The sequence below is a fragment of the Bacillus sp. 5RYD7K genome (assembly GCF_059831465.1).
This window is the reverse complement of record NZ_CP191200.1, coordinates 1405693-1425009: the sequence shown is the minus strand read 5'-3', so window position 1 is coordinate 1425009 and position 19317 is coordinate 1405693. Positions and strand designations below refer to the sequence as shown.

The window sequence follows — 19317 nt, the reverse complement described above, 5'->3', positions numbered from 1 at the left end:
TTGACCTATGCAGATTGATAAACAATCTCCGATTCCGATTTACTTTCAGATTATGGAACAATTGAAAACCCAAATCAAAAACGGCGAGCTGAAAGCGGATGCGCTGCTTCCGTCGGAACGGGAATACGCCGAACAATTCGGCATCAGCCGCATGACGGTGCGCCAAGCGCTTTCCAACTTGGTGAATGAAGGATTTTTATACAGACAGAAAGGCCGGGGAACGTTCGTCAGCAAACTGAAGATGGAGCAGCCGCTTCAAGGGCTGACAAGCTTCACCGAAGATATGAGAAGCCGGGGCATGAAGCCTGGGAGCAGACTTGCCGAATACCAGCTGATTCAGGCGACGGAAGAATTATCTTCTATCCTGGGATGCGGCTGTCCGGCAACGCTTCATAAAATTATCCGCGTCCGGCTGGCGAATGATATCCCGATGGCGATTGAGGCATCGTACATCCCGTTTGACAAGGCGGGGAAATTGGATGCCTCCCATTTTCAATCATCCATGTATGAGCATATTGAAGCGTACAATCAGATGCCGATTTCACGCGCCAAACAAGAGCTTGAACCGGGAACAGCTTCCGAGGAAGAAGCCGAACTGCTCGGGATCCAGCCCGGCGCGCCCGTCCTCTATATCAAGCGGACCACTTATCTGCAGGACGGCACTGCCTTTGAGCATGTCAAATCCGCCTACAGAGGCGACCGCTACACATTTGTGCATTATATGGACAGGGTGAAATGAAACATCTCCAACCGTTACGGGTTGGAGATGTTTTTTTGATCTGCCATTTTCAAATCAATTCTCTATGACTCTGTCAAAATGGAGAGGCTGGGGGTTCTGGTATCTATTTTTATAAAGAAAAGAGTACTAAAATGCTACCCTCTGTTTTGGACAATATACGGAACCTGCTTTGAAATCAGCAGCAGCGGTTCTTTGTTTTTATGAGCCAGTGAAAACATGATTGCGCCTTCAATCATCGAGTTGATTGTCATCCCAAGCTTCTCTGCTTCCTCTTGTTCAAACCCATGCTCAAGAAATTTTGCCGCAAACACATCCGTCCACTTCTTGAACACCTCAACACATGTGCATCTTAACGTTTCATTGATCAGAGCGGTCTCACCCGCCAGCAATCCAACCGGCACGCCCTCAATATTCTGAGGATCATTAAACTGTTCAGCCGTTACATGAATAAAGTGCTGAATGGCTTCTACAGGGTCCCCGAATTCAGACATACTATTCTGTATTTGCTTTTCAACGCATCGTCCCGTATGTCTGATTGCCGCAATGGCGAGTTCTTCTTTTCCGTTTGGAAAGTGATGATACACAGACCCTCTGGGTGCTCCGCTCTCTTTTATAATTTGATTCAAACCTGTCGCATGGTATCCCTGAATCTGAAAAAGATATGCAGAGGTTTGAATAATTCTTTCTTTTGTCCCGGTTTTACTGTTCATTATGTTTCCTCCTGCATTTAAGAAAACCAATCGATTTTAGTATAGAAAAGGGACATAAAAAAGTCAAAAGCACTTATCACAGCAGGGCGCCGCCATTTCCGCACAGAAAAAATCCTGCTGACCGTCAGATTCCGTTCTGAGCGATCAGCAGGCGGTATTTCACTGTTATGGGTTGGAGACATGCCTGAAATCAAGCTGATCCGGAGCTGGAGCATACGGCGTATTTCCCGTTTTGAACATCCAGATCGGTGATATTGTTTTGCCGTTGTACGGATCTTTGACGACGGTGTACCAGTAATAAACCGATTCCGGCTGCAGGCCGTCCCAGACCCACTCTGCGGTTTTTCCGCTTTTTACGTGTTTTTGATGACCGAGCAGTTCGTTCGTATAAACGTTGCATTCAAAATAATCGGTCGCTACCTTTTTCATTTTCGGCTGTAAATCCATTTCAGCTGAAAATTCGTCTTTATCAGCGAACAGATCGGTGTCATAGTAATTGATGTCATCCGTATACGGCGAGTAGGAGAACATGTGAACCTGATTGGCGGCCTGATCGAATTGCATGATGCGCATATAGCCTTGTCCCCCTTCAGGACCATCCTGATAGTCAGTCAGAATTTGATGAACGAGGCGGTCCGGTTTTCCGTCGCCGTCATCGTCAAGGGCATCGGTTTTTTTCACAGCATTATGATAATGGCCGCTCAATACCATCGCCACATTGCGATTCGGCTTAACGACTTTTTGATAGATCGTCTCCCCGATCGGGCTTCGGTTTCCGCTCACAAGCAAATACTCATGAAAACATAATATGGCGGTTCGGTCCGGATATTGCTTAAGCACTTGATTGATCCAGTCAATCTCTTGATCCCCAATGCCCCAGCCCATATAAATCATAATAAAATCGTTCCCGCTTGCCGACAGCAGATCGTAATGCCCGCGGTTATTTTTGTATGACCCGCCGTAATGCATGTTCTTTTCAAAACGGCGGCTTCCGAAGAAATCCCCGAAGGTTCGGTATGTGCCGTCTTTATGGCCGACGTCATGATTGCCGGCAAGCACTCCGTACGGAATCCCCGCCTTATCAAGTGTCCGCATGGAGTGATCGGCATTTTTCCACTGTTTCATCACCATTGAATCATCGACGATATCGCCGGTATGAAAGACATATTTGATATTGTGCTTTTCCTTATTTTCTTTGATCCACTCCGTCATTTTGTCAAAAATGTTCGGGTGCCCTTGTGCGTAATACTGTGTATCGGACATCCAGACAAATGAGTAATTGCCTTTTGCCGGGATTTGATCCTGAACGATGACATTCATTTTTGAGTTTTTCACCGCATCCGCTGCGGACACGGCGGCTTTTAACGTAAACGGCTTTTTATTTTTGGCAAGGACGCTGTCCGCCTCCTGCCAGCGGCTTGTCCGGTAATTCCAAATATACATGGTTACCTTTCGGCCGGGCAGAGAGCTTCCTTTCCAGACCGCTTCGGCCAGGTCCGTTTCGTCAATAGACGGGTCAACGGTTACTTCAAATCGGTGATAAGGGAAACGTTCCTTGCTTTCTGACGAGACTGTTTTTCCGTCATTTGCCGAGATACGGTTCATTTCCGGCAGTGTAAACGGCATTTCATTTTCTTTTATGCCTTGCGGCGGTTCTGTTAATGAGGCGTGTTTATACACTCTCACGCTGCCCGGATTCCGCGCGGTGTAACGGAATCCCCGGTAAAATGATACATTCATCTCATCCTTCGTCGGATCTTTTACCCGAACGGACAGCTTCGCTTTATGGGCGCTTATGTTTTGATCGGCAAGCTCCGGCTGATCCGGCTCCTCCCGTTTGATATGGAAGGTGCGGACGGACGTTGTTTCATTTCCGGCAAGGTCTGCCGCAGTGATGGTAAGCGTATGCTTTCCGGGCTTAAGATCGGCTGATGACGTATGATGCGGGAGCGTGATGCTTTCTCCGTCCAAAAACGCTTTGACTTCTTCCACCTTGCTCCATTTATCACGGATGTCCGCTTTCAGCTCAAAGTTACCTTTCAATGTCGCGCCTTCTTTGATCCCCGGAACAATTTTCGGCCCTGTATTGTCCACCCGCACAGACTGACTGAGCTGCTCCTCACCGTCGCTTACAAAAATCTGGTGATAGCCTTCAGAAAGCCTTGCCGTATCCCATGGCAAAAGCCGCGACGTAAATAAATGATCCGGCAGGCTGAATGAGAAGGTCATGCTCTGATTCGCCCGCTTGCCGTCACCGATAAACAGCTGCTCATCAGGATCCCGCTTCCCGTCTTTGATCAACGTTCCGTCTGAAAGCACCAGGCGGGCATTTTTCACGATAAAATCGTCCCGATTCTCCCCCGTGTCATACGGAGAAACCTTTGAGCCCGCGCGGATGGATACTTTCTGCGTTTTGCCCCCTTTTTGCAGCAGACGTTCCGGAAGCAGAACCGAGTACGTTCTGTAGCGATGAGCCGGATCGTCAAAAATGTGCAGCACCTCGTTTTCCATCATGACGGTGTTTTTGAAATAAAGATTGGTTTTCCGGGCATCGAAGGCGAAATAGACCTCTTTTTCCAGCGCCGGCCGGGTCTCCTGCCGCTTGCCGTCAATCCACAGTTTGATCTTATCCGCGCCGGCGTCAGATGTGGCTTTGAGCAGATAGGTGCCCGATATCGTATCCTCCGGTTCAATGTTCATTCTGAGTCCGTGTGATTTACTCGTCTGTTCAATGTCAATCATCTTGACGGGTGTTTTTGCTTCATTTTCCCCGTCACCGGCTGCGATATAATACTCCAGCTGACCCTGGCCGAGCAGTTCCGGGGAATAAATAATGTGACGGTATAAGCTGTCGTTGCGGTCTTTTTCAGCCAGAATTCGTTTGAATGGTTTGTTCTCATTGGTTCTGTAATAAAACGCGGCTGTTTTGACAAGGTTTTTGTCCCGGATGTCCGCTTTTAATTCAATGCTTTCTGCCGGCCGGACCGGCTTTTTGTCTGTAAGGTCTTCAATGACCGGTTTTTCCTTGTCCGGTTTGATCACTCTTTTCTGCTGAGGGATCTGCGCCTGAAAAACGGAGCCCGGTGACGGCTTATGTTCGCTTGTGGAGATCTTCAGCAATTCTCCCGTTCCGTTCAGCGGATATTTGTACAGCAAAGAAGTCAGCCGGCGGAATGCATGTTTTCTGTAATGCGCTGAGGCGATGGTTTTTCCGGTGTTTGCTGACAGCACCACCGTCCGCGGGCGGCCGTTGGACATTCCGTCCGTCCCTTCGATGACGGCGAGATGTTTTCCCTCCTTCAGGTGGGTTCCGTAATAGCGGTTGAAATCATCTGCCGTCAGTTCTGATGCGGCGCGTCTCAGCCAAAACACATAAGCGCCGCCTGACGGAATGACAATATCTTCTTTCGGCCTCCATATCACATCTGAATCCGGCCCTTCCTTCGGGTAGCGGTAGCGGATATGATAATCCTTAAAGTGAATGGGTCTGTCCGTCGTGTTATACACCTCGATAAATTCATAGGCATCAGCGCCGTCTTCATTTTTCGTATCAACGGCAAGCTCCGTAATCATCAGCTCGGGAATATGATTCAAATCGGCTTGATAGCCGTCCAGCTTCAGCCGCTTTTTCTCCGATTCCGCCCGCTGTCTGCCGTTGGTGAAAACGAGGTAATATTCCAATTCTCCATTCCAGATATCCCGTTTTGAAACCTGGGCCGTAAACAGCCGGATTGCGCCTGGAGCTGGCTCCATCGGCACCATCTTATATCCCAGCTCATTGCTTTGTTTATAAAAAAGAAACGCCGAAAACGCTTGATAATCGGCATTCTGTACATGAGCCTGTATGAACAGGTTTCTTTTCATTTCCGCCTTTACTTCGATTTGGGGAGGATTCTCCAGAAGCGGTATGTAATGAGGCGGCTGTCCGAATTCCTGCTGATTCACCGGGATTTCCGATTCTTTGCGCGCCGCACCCGCAGAAGGACTCACACAAAGCAAACCAATCAGAAAAAAGAGCGTCATCACAAGTTTCATCTCATTACCTCCCTATGCATTATGTTGCGTCAGGAGGCCTCCGCTTATGTAACCGCACATAAAAAAGCTGCCCTCTCGGGGACAGCTCTTTTTTTATCCTTTTCTAAGCGGCTCCAATATGCCTTTTTGAATCAGCAAGTGGAAAACGGAAAGCACGACGGATGCCCAAATGGCGGTGCCGAACCCGTCAATCTGAAAGCTGTCTCCCATTAAGGCAGCGGTCATCATTAACGTAATGGCGTTGATGACAAACAGAAAAAGGCCGAGGGTCACAACCGTGACAGGCAATGTCAATATGACGATGATCGGTTTGATCAGCACATTTAACACAGAAAGAATCACACTGGCGATGACAGCCGCTCCGATACTGCTGATATGGACGGAATCAAAATATCCCGCGATAACGATTAATAATAAAGCATTTACTAAAATGCTGACTGCCCATTTGATCATTTATTTCAAATCTCCTTCTAAAGGTACAACAAAACACCAGATAATATATACAATTGGCACGATTCCGCTCGTGACAAGCGCTAATACAACGGTTATGATGCGCAAAAGCGACGCATCCATGTTGATGTACTCCGCCAAACCGCCGACGACACCGGCGATTTTACGGTTTTTTTCTGAACGGTAAAGTCTTTTCATCCAATCACCTCTGAGTATGCTTGAGCTTAATGGCTCCTGTTAACGATTCTGAGAAAATCGAAAGATGCTGATCATGGCCTTGATTTGATTCCAGCATCAGTTCTTTTTGAATGGTATCATTCTTTTCCTTTAAAATCTCCGCATCAATCAGCTCGTGGCTGAGAGAACCGAGATTGCTTTTGAGCTCCGCTTTCACCGCCGAGTCATCAGGCAGGGCGATCTCCACATTTCCGGTCGTCGTTTTTGTGTAGATGGAGCGGCAGTGCGGCGCTGTCACGGTAAGGATGATATTGCCGTTAAAGCTTTGGACGTCAATAGATTCACTCGATCCGCGCAAATCAATCAAGCCGTTAATTGTTTCCGCTTCGATCGCGCCGCATTGATGGCCGGCCAGCTTGATTTGTCCGTTAGCCGTTTCCGCCGACGCTTTCTCAGCCGTCAGATGAGAGAATGACAGGACGCCGTTTGTCGTTTTCGCCGAGAATTCTTTTACATGTAAATGTTCCCCTCTGATCGGTCCGTTAAACAGTTTCACCCTTATCTTATCGTACTCTTTCTGAGGAACATAAAGCATGACATTGGTTTTCATCGTTTTCTTTTCCGTGCGGACAAAAAACTTATTGCCCTTCATTTCGCACTCAATATGCTGGAGAAATGCGGTGCGCGCCGCCTCCTGACTGTCCGCCCGGTACACTTTCGCCTGGCACTCCGCTCTGACATCTTCATCCGCCCACGGTACGATATTGACGCTGCCGTTTGCAATCTGCATATCAATGGCTGAGAATTCACTGTCTTTAAATTGAAAAATATGCTGCACGTCGTGTGCGTGGCCGAAATTCAGATCCAGATCCGCTTCCTTCACTTTTTTGACAGCCGAATCAATCCAATCGAACAGCTTAGCACCGATCGACGGCTTTTGGCTTTCTTTTGTCCCGCTTTTGAAATCTTCCGCAGGTTCCTGGACCTCCGTTGATAATGCGGTGATCTGCTCTTCTTTTTCTTTATATTCATGATCCAGTTTTTCAATGAGCGTCAAAGCTTCCTGCGCCGTCAGCCTGCCTTCTTCCACAAGCTTTAAAATCCGTTCTTTCTCCTGTTTCATATAAAACTCCTCCCCCGACTTTTCTTACACCTGGCGTAATACCTTTATTCCCTGCACGATATTCCAAATGACCATTCCGATGAGGATCAGAAAGTAAACAGCTGCTCCTGCTATCATAACAAAAACCGGAACCATACTCTCCCCCTGAGCCGTAATTGCTCCTCCGACAACACCGGCGATCACAATCAGCAATCCCGCAAACGGAATGATGTGAGAAATCAGAGCGCGCATGGCATGCCGCTTCGTCTCTTTTTCATCGACGACGAAGTAAGCCACAATCGGAAGAATAAGAGGCGCGAAAAACACGCTGAAATAACAGATGGATGCGATGATTGCTTGGTTTCGATTCAATAAAAACACTCCCTGTGAGGTAATGTAAAAGGCCCTTCATTATACATACGTATGACGAATGGGCGGGTTTCATTTTCATGCTAAAGGACATGCTTCGTTATACGTAATTTTTCATTTCAGAGATTTCACTATAGAATCTTTTCCCCTAACCGATTACAATATGTAACAAAGCCTGACCGTATGCAAGGAGGACATACCAAATGGAGAAAGATCCCGGAAACGACCAAGTAACGGAAGAAAGTCTGCGAAAATTGATTCGCGAACAGAAAAGAATGAACAGCGAAATGCTGGCTGAACTGGAACAGATCAAAGCGGCGCCTCTTCCCATTTCTCATGATATTCAATATATAAAAGTGCTGCTGGACAGCAGCAGCACTCATATTCTGCAGGATTTAATGCATTTAAGCAGACAGCTTCCCCAACAGAAGAAAAGCCTGTAGTACAACAGCCCAAAACCGATCGGTTTTGGGCTGTTCTTGTATCTGTTAAGTGGCTGCCGTTTCTTTTTCGGCCAGCAATGCTTTCATCCGTTTTTTATCACGTTCCATTACCGGTTTCAGATAGCGGCCCGTATATGATTCTTTCACTTCGACAATTTCTTCAGGCTTCCCGGAGGCTACGATCGTGCCGCCGCCCGCGCCGCCTTCAGGTCCGAGATCGACGATGTAGTCCGCCGTTTTAATGATATCGAGATTGTGTTCAATAACCAAAACGGTATCTCCGTTATCGACGAGTCTTTGAAGCACAACTAAAAGCCTTGCGATATCATCAACGTGGAGGCCTGTCGTCGGTTCGTCCAGAATATACAGTGTCCGGCCGGTGGAGCGCTTATGCAGTTCGGAAGCGAGCTTGACGCGCTGCGCTTCTCCGCCTGAGAGCGTCGTCGCAGGCTGGCCGAGCGTCACATACCCGAGTCCGACATCGGCAAGCGTTTGAAGCTTGCGTTTGATTTTCGGGATATTTTCAAAGAAAGACAGAGCATCTTCCACCGTCATATCCAGAACATCAGAAATGCTTTTTCCTTTGTATGTGACCTCAAGCGTTTCCCGGTTGTAACGTTTGCCGTGACACACTTCGCACGGGACGTACACGTCAGGAAGGAAATGCATCTCAATTTTGATGATGCCGTCGCCGCGGCAGGCTTCACAGCGCCCGCCTTTCACATTAAAGCTGAATCGGCCTTTTTTGTAGCCGCGCACCTTTGCTTCATTTGTCTGCGCGAACACATCGCGGATGTCATCAAACACACCCGTGTAAGTTGCCGGATTTGATCTCGGCGTCCGGCCGATCGGCGCCTGGTCGATATCGATCACCTTATCAAGATGGTCGAGGCCTTTGATCTCTTTATGGCTTCCCGGTTTCGCTTTGGCTTTATGAAGCTTTTGCGCAAGCGCCTTATGCAGAATTTCATTCACAAGCGTGCTTTTTCCGGAACCGGATACCCCTGTCACGGCCGTAAAAGTGCCGAGCGGGAATTTGGCATTCGCTTTTTTCAGGTTGTTTTCCGTAGCGCCTTTGATTTCAATGTATCGGCCGTCAGGTTTTCTTCTCTCAGGAGGCATCGGGATGAATTGAGCCCCTGACAAATAACGTCCGGTCAGAGAATCCGCATCATTCATCACTTCTTCAGGCGTGCCCGCCGATATGACACGGCCGCCGTGAATGCCGGCGCCCGGTCCGATATCTATCAGATAATCGGCAGCCATCATCGTATCTTCATCATGCTCGACGACAATCAGTGTGTTGCCGAGATCTCTCATGTTTTTCAGCGCGCTGATCAGACGGTCATTGTCACGCTGGTGAAGACCGATGGACGGCTCATCAAGAATGTACAGGACGCCTGACAAACGGGAGCCGATCTGCGTCGCAAGCCTGATACGCTGGGCTTCGCCGCCTGACAGCGTACCCGCCGCCCGGCTCAGCGTCAGATAATCAAGACCGACTTTATCTAAGAAACTGAGCCGTTCTACAATTTCTCTTAAAATTAAATCTGCAATCTGCATATCTTTCTCAGACAGCGTCAGTTTTTTGAAAAATTCCAGCGCATCGCCGACGGAAAGTTCGGTAATGGTTCCGATGTGGCGTCCGTTGACCAAAACGGCCAGCGCTTCTTTCTTCAGCCGGTAGCCTTTGCAGGTCGGGCACGGCTTCTGTGACATATATTGCTCCATCTGTTCACGGATATAATCGGAGCTTGTCTCTTTATACCGTCTCTCAATATTGCGCAGCACGCCTTCAAATTCAATTTCATTCTCCCGCACTTGTCCGAAATCATTCTCGTATTTAAAGTAGATCCGTTCATTGCCGCTGCCGTACAGCACTTTATCAAGCTGATGCTTCGGCAGGTCTTTGACCGGAGTCTCCATATCAATGCCGTAATGGCGGCAGACCGCCTGAAGCAGCTGCGGATAATATTGGGAACTGATCGGCGTCCACGGTGCGATGGCGTGTTCTTTTAATGAGAGCTCGGGATTTGGAATGACGAGCTCCGGGTCCACTTCCAGCTTCAAACCGAGACCGTCGCAAGTCGGACAAGCGCCGAACGGGCTGTTAAACGAAAACAGCCGGGGCTCAAGCTCTCCGATGGAAAAACCGCAAATCGGGCAGGCGTGATGCTCGCTGAACATCAGCTCTTCCTGGCCGATGACATCTATCATGACACGGCCTTCTCCTAAGCGGAGGGCGGTTTCCAGTGAGTCGGAAAGCCGGGCGGCAACGCCTTCCTTGACGACAATCCGGTCAATGACTACTTCAATGGAATGCTTTTTGTTTTTTTCAAGTTCAATATCGTCGGAAAGCTCGGCCATTTCTCCGTCAATCCGCACCCTTACATACCCTTGCTTTCTGATTTGGTCAAGGACCTTAACATGGGCGCCTTTTCTGCCTGAGACCATCGGCGCAAGCACTTGAAGCTTCGTCCGCTCAGGATATTCAAGAATCCGGTCAACCATCTGTTCAATCGTTTGCGACGTAATTTCGATGCCGTGCTCCGGACAGTGCGGCTTACCGACTCTCGCGTATAAGAGCCGGAGATAATCATAAATCTCCGTTACCGTTCCGACGGTTGACCGCGGATTGCGGCTTGTCGTTTTCTGGTCAATGCTGATGGCCGGAGAAAGCCCTTCGATCGCATCAACGTCCGGCTTATCCATCTGCCCTAAAAATTGGCGTGCATAGGCAGAAAGCGATTCAACATACCGTCTCTGTCCTTCCGCGTAAATGGTGTCAAAAGCAAGGGATGATTTTCCCGATCCGGACAGGCCCGTCACGACGACGAGCTGATCCCGCGGAATCGTTACATCAATGTTTTTTAAATTGTGCGCCCTTGCCCCTTTCACCTCGATCCGGTCAATTGCCATGTGTTCATCATCCTTCCGCTTTTAGCTCTAACAGTAAATCACGAAGCTCTGCCGCCCGCTCGAAATCAAGCGCTCTGGCCGCTTCTTTCATTTCATGCTCCATTTGCTCAACGACTTTCTGGCGTTCTTTCTTCGTCAGCTTCGTCAGCTTAGGCGCGGCTTTTGTTTTGTATTCTTCTTTATCCTCAGCGGCCTGCGTCGCGCGGATCACATCGCGAATTTCCTTATTGATCGTTTGCGGCGTAATGCCGTGGATTTCGTTAAAACGCTCCTGCTGTTCCCGGCGGCGCTTCGTTTCATTCATCGCGATTTCCATCGAATGCGTGATTTTATCGGCATACATGATGACCCGGCCTTCTGCGTTTCTCGCCGCCCTTCCGATCGTCTGAATCAGCGAACGCTCAGAACGGAGGAAGCCTTCTTTATCCGCATCCAGAATGGCGACAAGCGACACTTCCGGAATATCAAGACCTTCCCTCAGCAGGTTGATGCCGACCAGCACATCATATTTTCCGAGCCGGAGGTCACGGATGATTTCAATCCGTTCAAGCGTCTTAATCTCGGAATGCAGATAATTGACCTTGATGCCGATTTCTTTCAGATAATCGGTCAGATCCTCTGACATTTTTTTCGTTAAAGTCGTTACGAGCACGCGCTCATTCCGTTCTATCCTCGCCTGAATCTCGCCGATTAGATCATCAATCTGTCCTTCGATCGGCCGGACGTCAATGAGAGGGTCGAGCAGTCCCGTCGGCCTGATGATCTGTTCGATCATTTCCGGCGTATGCTCAATCTCATACGGTCCCGGAGTAGCCGACACGTACACGATATTGTGCATATGTTTCTCAAATTCCTCGAATCGGAGCGGACGGTTGTCAAGCGCTGACGGCAGGCGGAACCCATGATCGACAAGCACCTGTTTTCTTGCCTGGTCACCGTTGAACATGCCGCGCACCTGCGGAATCGTCACGTGTGATTCATCAACGACGATCATAAAATCGTCCGGAAAATAATCAAGCAGCGTATACGGCGTAGAGCCCGGAGGACGGAGCGTCAAGTGTCTTGAATAGTTCTCAATGCCCGAACAGAAACCCATTTCCCGCATCATTTCAAGATCATATCTCGTCCGCTGCTCAAGCCGCTGCGCTTCAAGGAGCTTGCCGTTTTCGCGCATGACTTTCAAGCGCTCCTCAAGCTCCTGTTCAATGTTCAGAATCGCTTTTTCCATCTTTTCCGCCCGGGTGACGAAGTGGGAAGCCGGGAAAATCGCGACATGATCGCGGTCGCCGAGAATCTCTCCGGTCAAAGCGTCAACTTCTCTGATCCGCTCAATTTCGTCTCCGAAAAATTCCACTCTGATACAATGTTCGTCACGGGAAGCCGGGAAAATTTCCACAACGTCGCCGCGCACGCGGAATGTCCCCCGCTTAAAGTCGATATCATTGCGGGCATACTGGATATCCACAAGCTTTCTCAGCAGCTCGTTCCGCTCAATCTCCATTTCCGGTCTGAGCGACACGACCATCTCCCGGTATTCTTCAGGCGAACCGAGACCGTATATGCATGACACACTCGCAATGATAATGACATCTCTCCGTTCAAACAGAGAGGATGTCGCGGAGTGCCGCAGTTTATCAATTTCATCGTTAATGCTTGCGTCTTTCTCTATAAATGTATCCGTTTGAGGCACATACGCCTCCGGCTGATAGTAATCGTAGTAGCTGACAAAATATTCGACAGCGTTGTTCGGAAAAAACTCCTTAAACTCGCTGTACAGCTGTCCGGCAAGGGTTTTGTTATGGGCAATGACCAGTGTCGGCTTATTGACTTCTTTAATCAGATTGGACACGGTAAAGGTTTTGCCCGTCCCTGTCGCACCCAGGAGAGTCTGGTGTTTTCTGCCTTCCTGTATGCCTTTGACAAGCTTCTCAATCGCTTGCGGCTGATCTCCCTGGGGCTGATATTTCGAGACTAACTCAAAACGATCTTTCACAAAAAAGCCTCCGTTTCTTTACGAAATCTTCCTATTGATATAGTAACACAATGACGGGCAAAATCACTAAAAATACGAACTAAAGTTCGATGGTTTATTTTTACCAAGTCAATTTTTGTATAAAAAACCTGCTTTTATGGCGTAAAAGCAGGCTTCCATTTCATATTCACCATGTCAGGCATTGTCTTTCTTTTTGTCTGCTTCTTTTTTGGCCATGTACAGCCCGCCGGCTACCAGTGATACGACATCCAATCCAACGATAAAATACGTTTCGGTGTAACCTTTTAAATAGGATGCGAAAAGCAGTGCGGCTGTGAGAGCGATCGCCACATAATGGTTAAAAGTGACCCGCGTAAAAAGGACGACCAGCATAAAAGGGAAACATAATGCAAAAACGGCTTTTGTAATCACAAAAACCCTCCTCGGGAATTCTTCATCTCATCTGATTATAGTAAAAAATGAAGAATCGGACAATCGTTCCCCTGCTATCACAATACCCTTTTTCAGCAGTCTTCAATCATCTGTCAGAAAAAATGTGAATGTAAATCTATTGAACCATTAATGAAATGAACCAAATTGCCTTTCTTCAGCCGAAAGGAGGAGAAGGATTAGGTCTTTGTGTCTTTGACAGTTTCTTCCTCTCTCTTTACAATGTAATGATAGTGTTTACTATCATTTTCTTGGATGAAGAAAAAGGGGGTTATACCGCATGTATTCAGTACGATTTCAAAAAGCGGAAGAATCGAGCCGCTCAGCAGGCGCAAAAGGAATGAACCTGATTAAACTGACGAAAAACGGCCTGCCCGTTCCCGATGGTTTTGTCATTCAGACAAATGCCCTGACGCGTTTTATGGAAGATAACCGGCTTCAGGCAGATGAGGAAGAGATGGAGCGCGCCATTTTAAACGGCACGTTTTCAAAAGAGCTCCGCGATGAGCTGATTGCCTCTTTTTATGAATTGAGAGAATCATACGCCTCTGTTGCCGTACGTTCCTCGTCTGCGTCCGAAGATCTTGAAGGCGCTTCTTTCGCGGGCCAGTACGAAACCTATTTAAATATCAAAACAGAAGAAGAGTTTCTCGGAAAAGTGAAAGAATGCTGGGCTTCCTTCTTTTCGGCGCGGGTCAGCGGTTATAAAGAGAAAATGAACAATGACACTGCAGAACCGCTAATGGGTGTTGTCGTCCAAGGACTGATCAATTCTGAGGTGTCAGGGGTCATTTTCAGCCGAAACCCCGTCACACATGATGACGGAGAACTGATGATCAGCGCGAGCTACGGTCTCGGAGAAGCAATCGTGTCCGGAAGCGTGACACCCGACACATTTATCGTCAATAAAGACACATTCCGGATTGACAAAGAAATCGGCTTAAAAGAAATGTATATCGTTTCCCAAAAGGAAGGCGTGACCGAAAAAGAAACGTCCGCTGACATGAGAAACCGCTTCTGCCTCGATGACGAGAGCATCAAAGAACTTGCCATGCTGACGATAAAGACGGAAGAACTGTACGGTTATCCTGTGGATCTCGAATTCGGATTTGCCGAAAATAAGCTGTATCTGCTTCAGGCCAGACCGATTACAACGATCGCGCAGGATCAGAAAGCGGCAGATGAAGAACGGGAATTTATCATGACGCCTCGGGACCAGAAAGATTTTTGGATCAATATGGAGTCTAATATTGAAGGCCCAATCAGCCCGTTATTCGCCTCTCTCATTGTGCCTGCTTTAGAATACGGCCTCAAAGAAGGCACGAAGACATTCCCTGTGATGGGCATCGAGATTGAGCGTGTCAAGCTCCACCAGGGCCATGTTTTTTCCAGACAGCATAAGACGGACGATAACCTGCCCGCAGAACAGTTAGAAGCGCTTTTTCCCGTTTTGGCTGACCGCATGTATGATATTATTCATGAAACCTTTCTGCCTTTTTATCAAAAGCTGGACGGACTGGCGCATAAAAATCATACACCGGAGACTGCCCTTGAGGCGTTCCGAAACCTGAAAGAATTCTATTTAAAAGGATATGAAGAACATTTCAGCATTGTCTTTCCGCAGATTGCGTTAAATATGACACTGGAGTCCCTGTACGGACAGGTTGAGAAAGACAACGCCTCCCTTCTGTATGAAATGCTGGCCGGCGTCATGAATAAATCACTGGAAACCGACAGACAGCTTTGGCTGCTTTCCGGACAAGTAAAAGATAACCCTGAACTGTTGCGTGTCTTTACGGCTTCCCAGGCCGACGAGCTTCATCAGACGCTTCTGCAATCAGATGAAGGAAAACGCTTTCTCGAACAAGTCGGCGAATTTTTACAAGAATATGGCTGGAGATCAGTAAAAAGCCATGATCTGATCGAAGAAACGTGGGCGGAAAATCCTTATTTCGCATTGGCTAACATTCAAAACTATGTCCGGAACGGCTACGATTTTGACAGTGAGTTTCATAAAACGATAGAAAAACGCAAACAGCTTTACGCCGCCTTCATGAATAGAATTGAAGATGACGGCTTCCGAGAGACGTTTGACCGTTATTATCAGTGGGCGTTATCTGCATCTGTCATCATAGATGATCACCATTTTTATATCGATGCGATGCTGGACGCCAAAGCGCGCCTTTGTCTCTTGAAAATCGGCGAGTTGCTGCAAAAACAAGGCGTGATCGATGACCGGGAGGATATGTGGTACTTATACAGCGATGAAGTCGAGAAAGCGCTGGTGACGCCTGTTCCGATGAAGGAAAAAACCGCTGAACGTAAACAGCTTTTCCAGCAATATCAGCTGCTTGAAGCGCCCGCTTATCTCGGCACACCGACGCCCGAACAGCTGAAAGCCGCTGAGCAGGTTACAGGCTCCATCACAGAAGATGAAAAAAACACTGAACATCATATTTACGGACTTGCAGCGTCAAGCGGAATCGCAAGCGGCCCGGTGAAAGTCATTCGAGACGCAAGTGATTTTTCCCGTTTTTCATCAGGAGATGTGCTTGTCTGCAAAATGACGACACCGCTTTGGACCAGTCTGTTTCAGGATGCAAAGGCCGTCATTACGGATACGGGCGGCATCCTCTCACATGCGGCGATCATCGCAAGAGAATACGGGCTTCCCGCTGTTCTCGGCACACGTGTCGCGACTGACAGGCTCAATGACGGAGATATCGTCTCGGTAGACGGCACAAACGGACAGATTACGATAGTCAAACGCGCTTCATGCTAGGTTTCCCTCTTTATTGACGGGCAGGGCGGGTGTATACTTGTCCTGCCAGTATTTACGCGAGGTGAAACAAGTTGAGAACGACGAACAAGAGAATTCTTGACGCTGCGATGAATCTTATCATTCAAAAAGGATACCGCGCCGCGACAACAAAAGAAATCGCAGAAAAAGCGAATGTAAGCGAAGCAACGATTTTTCGTAATTTTAAAAACAAACAAGGACTAATGAAAGCCATGATTGAGCAGCACACGCCGGTTCCGGAAAGCGTGATCACCAAGGCGGAAGGCAATCTGTATGAGGATCTTCTTCATTTCGCCACGACCCTTTTGCAGCGATTGGAACAAAAAAAAGAGGTGTTCCGCATCTGCCTGCGCGAACCGGAATTATTCGAAGACGTCCTGCAGGATATTGTCGTATATCCGCAATCCGTGAAAAAGGATTTAATCGTTTACTTTAAGGAACTGACAAAGAAGAATAGTATAAGCCCCGGCAGCGAAGAAGCTAATGCAGACGTCTTTATGACGATGATTTTCGGTTATTTTATGCACCGGCTGCAGCTGGGGAAAAGAGTCATCACTCTTTCTGAAGAAACGATGCTGAAACACAGCACTGAGATTTTTATTAAAGGAATTATCAGCCGGTAATGTCCGGCTCCTAGGAGGATGAAGGATGAGTTCAAAGAAAGAATGGGCGCTGATCGTTTCGCTTTTGCTGGGAGCCATACTCGTTCCTATCAATTCGACGATGATCGCAGTCGCTCTTTCATCCATTTCCCGCTCATTCAGCGAATCAATTGCCAGCATCACATGGGTCGTGACGGTGTATTTAATTGTGATGGCCGTGACACAGCCTATTGCCGGCAAGCTCGGTGATATGTACGGAAACAAAAAAATGTATTTATGGGGTGTCGGCCTTTTTCTGATCGCTTCATTGGGGTGCGCCCTCTCGCCAAGTCTTTTCTTATTGATTTTCTTCCGGGCGCTTCAGGCTGCCGGCGGCGCTTTGCTTACACCAAACAGCATCGCCATCATCCGCCATGTCGTGTCCGAAAAACGGCTTCCGAAAGTATTTGGTTTTTTCGGCCTCGGTGCCGGGCTGGGCGCAGCTCTCGGTCCGTTTATCGGGTCACTTTTAATCGAGAGTTTCAGCTGGCATTCTATTTTTTGGGTCAACATTCCGTTTCTGGCGATCGCACTCGGGACGGCATTTATCATGTTTCCTAAATATAAAGAAGAAACCTCTGACGCGCCGCTTGATATCATCGGGTCCGTTCTGCTTGCCGGGAGCATTGTATCTATTATTCTTCTGACGAAAAATGAAAGCTCCTTGGGCTATTGGGTGTACGCGCTGCTCATTCTTTTATTTGTTCCGTTATTTTTCAGGCGGGAGCTGCGTACGAAACATCCGATTATTGATTTTGACCTGTTTAAAAACACAACCTTTACAAGCGCCAATCTGTCCGTTCTGTTAAGCAATTTAATGATGTATGCCGTGTTATTGATGATGCCGCTCTTTATGACCGGCCACTTCAGCATGAATACGTCGCACAGCGGTATGGCTCTTTCAGTCTTTTCCATTTTTATGTCCGCCAGCAACTGGGGCGGAGCTCAGCTGCATCACAAATGGGGCGCGCGAAGAATGATTTTTCTGTCGTTCGGGCTGATGGCCGGAGCCAATCTTTTATTTCTGCTTTTGGTTTATTCCCATTCCGTCCCGTTCCTTATGGCATCGCTTATTGTAGGGGGCATCGCGTCCGGTGCGGGGCTGACGAGCATGCAGGTGTCTTCTCTGGCGACGGTAGAACCGGGCATGTCCGGTATCGCATCCGGGATTTTTTCCACCTTCCGTTATTTCGGAAGCATTATTTCTTCAGCACTGATCGGTTTAATCTCCGGATTTCACATTCTGTTTATGATATTGATCGGCGTATCTGTGATCGGCTTGTTCGTATCGCTTGGAATTAAGTCCGGCGAAACCGTTGATACGAAAAAAAGCCATTCGGCGTAAACAAAAAAAGGTTCCGTGAGCATCCGCTTTCCGGAACCTTTTTTCGTTTTCCTTCTTATTTTTCTCTCTCGAAGTGTCACCGCACTCCCCCGGTGCATAGAGTATCGCAATGCCGTTTGCTCTATGAGAATCTTTTTATTTAAAAGAGAAAAGGGAAATGTAAATCGCTAAGAGCTCAGATCAAGTTCGGCCGCTTGCGCCGTAATCCGGCCGTAAAAAAAGCCCGGCCGCCGTGTTGTTAGCGGCGTAGAATCATACTTGTGGCTTCCCTTGTCAAAAGGCACAGTTCTTTTTTACACCACTACTTGAGACTTTAACGTTTCTCTCATTTGAATTAATTCAAAATAGAATTAATGGGGGAGATTACCCCCGTATTTCCAGGCGATCCAGGTGGGTGGCCTGGTAAATATTTTGAGTCTCTGTATCTTTAACAATAGTATTTACAATATCATTAGGATACCGATTCAAAAAAAAATGTTCTCCTTTAAACTTATGAAATTTCACGTTTCCTTCAACAACTTCACTCCATTTATGCATTTCATTGATATGAGTCGAAAAATCGCTATCCGCATAAAAAACGCTTACTCCACAACTTATTTTTTCTGCTTTGGACTGAAACTTATAATTGTCCAAAATTATAAAATCTGCTCGCAAAATCGGAAGAAACATATCCATAATCTCTTTTGTATAAAACTCCTCTGGTATTCCCCCATATTGTTCCACCTTTGTCAAGAAAGTTTCATTAGTCATATTTTCAATGTCTTCCCTCTTTTCAAAAATATGTGGAGCATCTCGCCCAGAAAAAAACAGATGCCTTGGTTCCTTAGTTCCCATTTGCTTAAGTTTATAATATATCTCATAAGTCAATAAGGCTCCCATGCTGTGTCCAAATATAACATATTCATCGTCATATTCTAATTGTTCACTTATTCTTTTGGCGATATCTTCACTTGCTTCACCAACAGACTGGTAACAAGGCTCTGTGAATCGAGTTCCTCTTCCAGCCAATTCACATATACACAATTCATATCTATCCGGCAGTAGTTTTTTCCATTCATAATATGCATTTACCGACGCTCCAGCATATGGAATAGGAAATACTTTTATTTTATTTATTTCACTCACTCCTATGTTCAACTTGAGCCCACTATCATTACTATATAAA

At 47.4% G+C, this 19317-nt stretch carries 15 protein-coding genes; 5 read left to right on the top strand and 10 right to left on the bottom strand.

The features are described from left to right. Positions 1 to 7: 7 nt before the first annotated feature. A complete protein-coding gene (nagR, locus tag ACQE26_RS07010) occupies positions 8 to 739 on the top strand; it encodes an N-acetylglucosamine utilization transcriptional regulator NagR (protein ID WP_438420726.1) in 732 nt (243 codons plus the stop codon). 134 nt (positions 740 to 873) lie between these two features. On the opposite strand, the gene ACQE26_RS07005 is transcribed toward nagR, so the two are convergent. The 6 genes from ACQE26_RS07005 to ACQE26_RS06980 all read right to left on the bottom strand — a co-directional run bounded on the left by ACQE26_RS07005 (position 874) and on the right by ACQE26_RS06980 (position 7585). Continuing rightward, positions 874 to 1449 (bottom strand): TetR/AcrR family transcriptional regulator, encoded by a 576-nt coding sequence (locus ACQE26_RS07005; protein ID WP_045925873.1) that lies wholly within the window; start codon positions 1447 to 1449, stop codon positions 874 to 876. Positions 1450 to 1614: 165 nt separating this feature from the next. Next, entirely contained in the window at positions 1615 to 5484 is a 3870-nt protein-coding gene (locus tag ACQE26_RS07000) for a lamin tail domain-containing metallophosphoesterase family protein (protein ID WP_500471101.1), read from the bottom strand. Between the two features lie 93 nt (positions 5485 to 5577). Next, complete coding sequence (locus tag ACQE26_RS06995) at positions 5578 to 5937, bottom strand: phage holin family protein (RefSeq protein ID WP_014418984.1); 360 nt, start codon at positions 5935 to 5937, stop codon at positions 5578 to 5580. Next, on the bottom strand, positions 5938 to 6132 hold the full coding sequence (locus tag ACQE26_RS06990; RefSeq protein ID WP_003151448.1) for a PspC domain-containing protein: 195 nt from the start codon (positions 6130 to 6132) through the stop codon (positions 5938 to 5940). 4 nt (positions 6133 to 6136) lie between these two features. Then, complete coding sequence (locus ACQE26_RS06985; protein ID WP_500471100.1) at positions 6137 to 7234, bottom strand: DUF4097 family beta strand repeat-containing protein; 1098 nt, start codon at positions 7232 to 7234, stop codon at positions 6137 to 6139. Between the two features lie 24 nt (positions 7235 to 7258). Further along, positions 7259 to 7585, bottom strand: coding sequence for a hypothetical protein (locus tag ACQE26_RS06980; protein ID WP_016937800.1), 327 nt, complete (start codon positions 7583 to 7585; stop codon positions 7259 to 7261). Between the two features lie 200 nt (positions 7586 to 7785). Between ACQE26_RS06980 and ACQE26_RS06975 the strand changes: the two genes are divergently transcribed. Further along, the gene (locus tag ACQE26_RS06975) at positions 7786 to 8025 is read left to right on the top strand and encodes a hypothetical protein (RefSeq protein WP_016937799.1); all 240 of its coding nucleotides are present in this window, start codon (positions 7786 to 7788) and stop codon (positions 8023 to 8025) included. 45 nt (positions 8026 to 8070) lie between these two features. Here the strand turns inward: ACQE26_RS06975 and uvrA are convergent, their stop codons facing one another. The 3 genes from uvrA to ACQE26_RS06960 all read right to left on the bottom strand — a co-directional run bounded on the left by uvrA (position 8071) and on the right by ACQE26_RS06960 (position 13348). Further along, positions 8071 to 10944 (bottom strand): excinuclease ABC subunit UvrA, encoded by a 2874-nt coding sequence (uvrA, locus tag ACQE26_RS06970; RefSeq protein WP_500471098.1) that lies wholly within the window; start codon positions 10942 to 10944, stop codon positions 8071 to 8073. Positions 10945 to 10951: 7 nt separating this feature from the next. Then, positions 10952 to 12937, bottom strand: a complete 1986-nt coding sequence (gene uvrB / locus ACQE26_RS06965) for an excinuclease ABC subunit UvrB (protein ID WP_438420729.1) — start codon at positions 12935 to 12937, stop codon at positions 10952 to 10954. Positions 12938 to 13111: 174 nt separating this feature from the next. Then, the gene (locus ACQE26_RS06960) at positions 13112 to 13348 is read right to left on the bottom strand and encodes a CsbA family protein (protein ID WP_003151438.1); all 237 of its coding nucleotides are present in this window, start codon (positions 13346 to 13348) and stop codon (positions 13112 to 13114) included. Positions 13349 to 13646: 298 nt separating this feature from the next. On the opposite strand from ACQE26_RS06960, the gene ACQE26_RS06955 reads away from it, so the two are divergent. From ACQE26_RS06955 to ACQE26_RS06945, 3 genes are all read left to right on the top strand, one after another. Next, on the top strand, positions 13647 to 16148 hold the full coding sequence (locus tag ACQE26_RS06955) for a PEP/pyruvate-binding domain-containing protein (protein ID WP_500471097.1): 2502 nt from the start codon (positions 13647 to 13649) through the stop codon (positions 16146 to 16148). A gap of 71 nt (positions 16149 to 16219) precedes the next feature. Next, positions 16220 to 16789, top strand: coding sequence for a TetR/AcrR family transcriptional regulator (locus ACQE26_RS06950; protein WP_438420732.1), 570 nt, complete (start codon positions 16220 to 16222; stop codon positions 16787 to 16789). A gap of 25 nt (positions 16790 to 16814) precedes the next feature. After that, positions 16815 to 18152: an MFS transporter gene (locus tag ACQE26_RS06945; RefSeq protein WP_500471095.1), complete on the top strand. Its 1338-nt coding sequence runs from the start codon at positions 16815 to 16817 to the stop codon at positions 18150 to 18152. A 363-nt stretch (positions 18153 to 18515) separates the two neighbouring features. On the opposite strand, the gene ACQE26_RS06940 is transcribed toward ACQE26_RS06945, so the two are convergent. Then, positions 18516 to 19289 (bottom strand): thioesterase II family protein, encoded by a 774-nt coding sequence (locus ACQE26_RS06940; RefSeq protein ID WP_415305688.1) that lies wholly within the window; start codon positions 19287 to 19289, stop codon positions 18516 to 18518. Positions 19290 to 19317: the final 28 nt, after the last annotated feature.

Excerpts from the sequence above, each read along its gene's own strand:
- nagR (WP_438420726.1), top strand. The coding sequence starts at position 8 with ATGCAGATTGATAAACAATCTCCGATTCCGATTTACTTTCAGATTATG.
- ACQE26_RS06990 (WP_003151448.1), bottom strand. The coding sequence starts at position 6,132 with ATGAAAAGACTTTACCGTTCAGAAAAAAACCGTAAAATCGCCGGTGTC.
- ACQE26_RS06985 (WP_500471100.1), bottom strand. The coding sequence starts at position 7,234 with ATGAAACAGGAGAAAGAACGGATTTTAAAGCTTGTGGAAGAAGGCAGG.
- ACQE26_RS06995 (WP_014418984.1), bottom strand. The coding sequence starts at position 5,937 with ATGATCAAATGGGCAGTCAGCATTTTAGTAAATGCTTTATTATTAATC.
- ACQE26_RS06955 (WP_500471097.1), top strand. The coding sequence starts at position 13,647 with ATGTATTCAGTACGATTTCAAAAAGCGGAAGAATCGAGCCGCTCAGCA.
- ACQE26_RS07005 (WP_045925873.1), bottom strand. The coding sequence starts at position 1,449 with ATGAACAGTAAAACCGGGACAAAAGAAAGAATTATTCAAACCTCTGCA.
- ACQE26_RS06975 (WP_016937799.1), top strand. The coding sequence starts at position 7,786 with ATGGAGAAAGATCCCGGAAACGACCAAGTAACGGAAGAAAGTCTGCGA.
- ACQE26_RS06945 (WP_500471095.1), top strand. The coding sequence starts at position 16,815 with ATGAGTTCAAAGAAAGAATGGGCGCTGATCGTTTCGCTTTTGCTGGGA.
- uvrA (WP_500471098.1), bottom strand. The coding sequence starts at position 10,944 with ATGGCAATTGACCGGATCGAGGTGAAAGGGGCAAGGGCGCACAATTTA.
- ACQE26_RS07000 (WP_500471101.1), bottom strand. The coding sequence starts at position 5,484 with ATGAAACTTGTGATGACGCTCTTTTTTCTGATTGGTTTGCTTTGTGTG.